Origin of the sequence: Streptomyces sp. NPDC051907, assembly GCF_040681075.1 — a bacterium.
Lineage (GTDB): Bacteria > Actinomycetota > Actinomycetes > Streptomycetales > Streptomycetaceae > Streptomyces.
Window position 1 is genome coordinate 1 of sequence record NZ_JBFAYB010000212.1, and the last position, 3,113, is coordinate 3,113.

The following is a 3,113-nucleotide window of genomic DNA, read 5'->3' on the forward strand; positions in this document are numbered from 1 at the left end:
CTCTTCTTCGCCGGGCTCGGCGGCGGCGCGCCCACCGGAGAGCCGGTCGGCGCGCCCGAGGAGCTCGCCGAGCGGGTGGCCGCGGGCGGCGAGGGGATCACCTTCTTCCCCACTCCCCCGCTGATGCACGGCACGTCCACGCTCACCGCGTTCATCGGCTTCAACTTCGGCCAGCGGATCGTCGTCCACCGCAAGTTCGTGCCGCGGGAGGTGATCCGCACGATCGAGAAGGAGAAGGTCACCAGCGTGTCGCTGGTCGGCGACGCGATGCTGCGGCCGCTGATCGACGCGTTGAACGGGCCGCTCAAGGGCACGGACCTCTCCGCGCTGTTCAGCGTCTCCTCGTCCGGCGCGATCATGTCGGACACGGTCCGCGAGCAGTTCACGGCGCTCGCGCCGAATGTGATGCTGCTGAACAACTTCGGGTCGTCCGAGTCCGGCTTCAACGGCACGGCGACCGAGGACTCCGGCCCGGACAAGGGCTTCAGGCTGCGCGTCAACGCCCGTACGCAGGTGGTCGACCCGGCGACGCACGAGCCGGTGAAGCCGGGCGAGCCAGGCCGCATCGCACAGCGCGGACACGTGCCGCTCGGCTACTACAACGACCCCGCCAAGACCGCGGAGACCTTCTTCCAGCGCGGCGAGGAGCGGTGGGTGCTGCTCGGCGACATGGCGACGGTGGACGAGGAGGGCATCGTCACCGTCCTCGGCCGCGGCTCGCAGTGCATCAACACGGGCGGCGAGAAGGTGTATCCGGAGGAGGTCGAGCAGGCGCTCAAGTCGCATCCGGACGTCTACGACGCGCTGGTCGCCGGAGTGCCTGACGCCCGGTGGGGCAGTCAGGTGGCGGCGGTCGTGCAGGTGCGCGAGGGGGCGGCAGCGCCGACGCTGGACGAGATCCAGTCGCACTGCCGCACCCGGCTGGCCGGCTACAAGATCCCCCGCCGGCTGGTGATCGCGCCGGAGATCCAGCGCTCGCCCAGCGGGAAGGCGGACTACCGCTGGGCGCGCACGGTGGCGACGGAGTCGGCGGGGCGCTGACCGGTGTGCGTCGGCGGCAGACCGGGCGGCGCGCCCGCCCTGGGCTGTCGGGACTGCGGAGCTACGGGGCTCCGCCGGCCGTCGACGCTCAGGCGAGGATGCGCTCGCCGTTGAAGACGCCCAGCCGCTCGCGGTAGAGCTCCAGCGGGACGCCGTTGGGGTCGCGGAAGTAGAGGCTCTCCTCCACTCCCCGGTCCGGGCCGAGGTAGTCCACGCCGGCGTCGTCCAGCGCCGCGCGGGCGGTGTCGTACTCCGCCGCGCCCACCGACAGCGCCAGATGCTGCACTCCGCCGACCGTCTCCTTGGCCGGCGGGTGCTCGTGGCCGGGGAAGTCGAAGAAGCCCAGCAGATTGCCGTTCCCGATGTCGAAGAAGAAGTGCGTGGAGCCGCGGTAGTCGCGGTTCTCCACGATCTCGACCAGCGGGAAGCCGAGGAACTCCTGGTAGAAGCGGATGGTCTCCTCCACGTCCCGGCAGATGAAGGCGATGTGGTGGATGCCGTGCGCCGTGGTCGGGGGCCGGTCGGCCTGGGGACGCAGATAGCGTCGCCGCAGCTCTTCTCTGCGGGCGAGCACGGCGTCGAGCTCGGCGCCCTCGGGCTGGGGCATCGGATCTCCTCGGGGGTTGATTGCGGAATCAACTAACTATGCCGCAATCTTTCCCCGTCGCCGCCCGATCACCTCGCGAAGAACCCCGCAACCGTCCCAACGAACCACTCGGGGTCGTCGAGCCAGGGGTAGTGCCCCCCGCCGGGCTGGACCGCGACCTCGCCGTGCGGGAACAGCGCGGCCAGCTCGCCGGCCCGCTTCGGCGTCGGCCCCCCGTCCTGCTCGCCCGCCAGGACCAGCACCGGCGCGGCCAGCTCCTTGAGCGCCTCGCGGGTCGCCGGCGCGTCGAAGGCCTCGTCCACGCCGTAGCGGGCGGCCGCCTCCCAGTTGATCTGCTTGTCGGTGGCGGCCGCGTGCGCCTGGGCCGCCTCGTCCCACCGGCCGTAGAACAGGGGCGAGGGCGATCCCTTCGGCTCCTGTCCGCTCAGCACGGCGTCGAGGGCGGCGTACGCCTCATCGAACCAGGGCTCGCCCGTGTGCAGCAGGGCCGCCGCGCGGTACTCCTCGGGCGTCGCCGCCGGCCCGACCGCCTGCAGGCTGGGGGCGACCAGGGCCAGACGGCCGACCCTCTCGGGGCGCCGGGCCGCGTACAGCATCGCCAGGCTTCCCGAAGCCGAGTGCGCGAGGACGTCCATGCGCTCCAGGCCGAGGTGCTCGCGCAGCGCCTCGACGTCGTCGACCTGCCGGTCGCAGCGGTAGGTGTCCGGGTCGGCGGGGACCTCGGAGGCGCCCGTGCCCCGCAGATCCAGCAGCACCAGCCGCCGGTGCGCGTCCAGACCGCCGAGGTCGCCGAAGTAGGCCGAGTCCCGCATCGCCCCGCCCGGCAGCACGATCAGCGGCTCGCCCTCCCCTCGCAGGAGGAAGGCGAGCTCGGTCCCGTCGTAGGCGTGAAAGCGCATCAGATGTCGAACTCCTCGAGTGCGGCCAGGAACTCCTCCGGCCGGGCGGTGTGGACAAGGTGCCCGGCGTCGACGGTCACGAGCCGGGCGCCGGGGACGATCGCGGCCAGCTGTGCGAGCTGGTCCTGAGGGATATGGCTGCTGGACCCGCCGCCGACGACGAGGGTGGGGGCCGTGATCGTGCGCAGGCTCTCCCGCCAGGCGGGGTCGGGGGCGTTCAGCTCGGCGTCGAGCGCCGGGACGACCTGCCAGTCGAAGCCGAGGTCGCCCGCCTCGCGCCGGGCGGGCGGGCGCGGCGGATCGAGGGGGACGAGCGGCGGGGCGTCCTCGATCACCAGCCTGCGCACCAGCTCCGGAGAGCACGCGGCCAGCAGGTACGCCGCCACACCGCCCATCGAGTGCCCGATCAGGTCGACGGGGCTAAGGCCCAGCGCGCGGACGAAGGCGCTCAGGTCGTCGCGGAAGGCCTCGGGGGGCGACTTCGGCGACGCGCTGAGCCGTATCCAGCGTCTGCTGCCGCCCGGCACGGCGCTGGGCCACCGCGTGCCGGCAGGCGCCTGAGGAGG

Annotated in this window: 4 protein-coding genes; 1 reads left to right on the forward strand and 3 read right to left on the reverse strand. The window is 72.8% G+C overall.

Going from position 1 to position 3,113, the window contains the following annotated elements:
* Positions 1–1,041 (forward strand): AMP-binding protein (locus AB0M39_RS41685; RefSeq protein ID WP_365374321.1); only part of this gene is annotated, 1,041 nt, incomplete at its 5' end.
* A gap of 88 nt (positions 1,042–1,129) precedes the next feature.
* Here the strand turns inward: AB0M39_RS41685 and AB0M39_RS41690 are convergent.
* From AB0M39_RS41690 to AB0M39_RS41700, 3 genes are all read right to left on the reverse strand, one after another.
* Positions 1,130–1,648 carry a VOC family protein gene (locus AB0M39_RS41690; RefSeq protein WP_365374324.1) on the reverse strand — a complete coding sequence of 173 codons (519 nt, stop codon included), beginning with the start codon at positions 1,646–1,648 and terminating at the stop codon, positions 1,130–1,132.
* A gap of 68 nt (positions 1,649–1,716) precedes the next feature.
* Positions 1,717–2,547 (reverse strand): alpha/beta hydrolase, encoded by an 831-nt coding sequence (locus AB0M39_RS41695; RefSeq protein WP_365374327.1) that lies wholly within the window; start codon positions 2,545–2,547, stop codon positions 1,717–1,719.
* Positions 2,547–3,113 (reverse strand): alpha/beta hydrolase (locus AB0M39_RS41700; protein WP_365374330.1); only part of this gene is annotated, 567 nt, incomplete at its 5' end. The genes AB0M39_RS41695 and AB0M39_RS41700, both read right to left, overlap by 1 nt.

Coding starts and splice junctions, on each gene's coding strand:
- AB0M39_RS41690 (WP_365374324.1), bottom strand. CDS start 1,648: ATGCCCCAGCCCGAGGGCGCCGAGCTCGACGCCGTGCTCGCCCGCAGA.
- AB0M39_RS41695 (WP_365374327.1), bottom strand. CDS start 2,547: ATGCGCTTTCACGCCTACGACGGGACCGAGCTCGCCTTCCTCCTGCGA.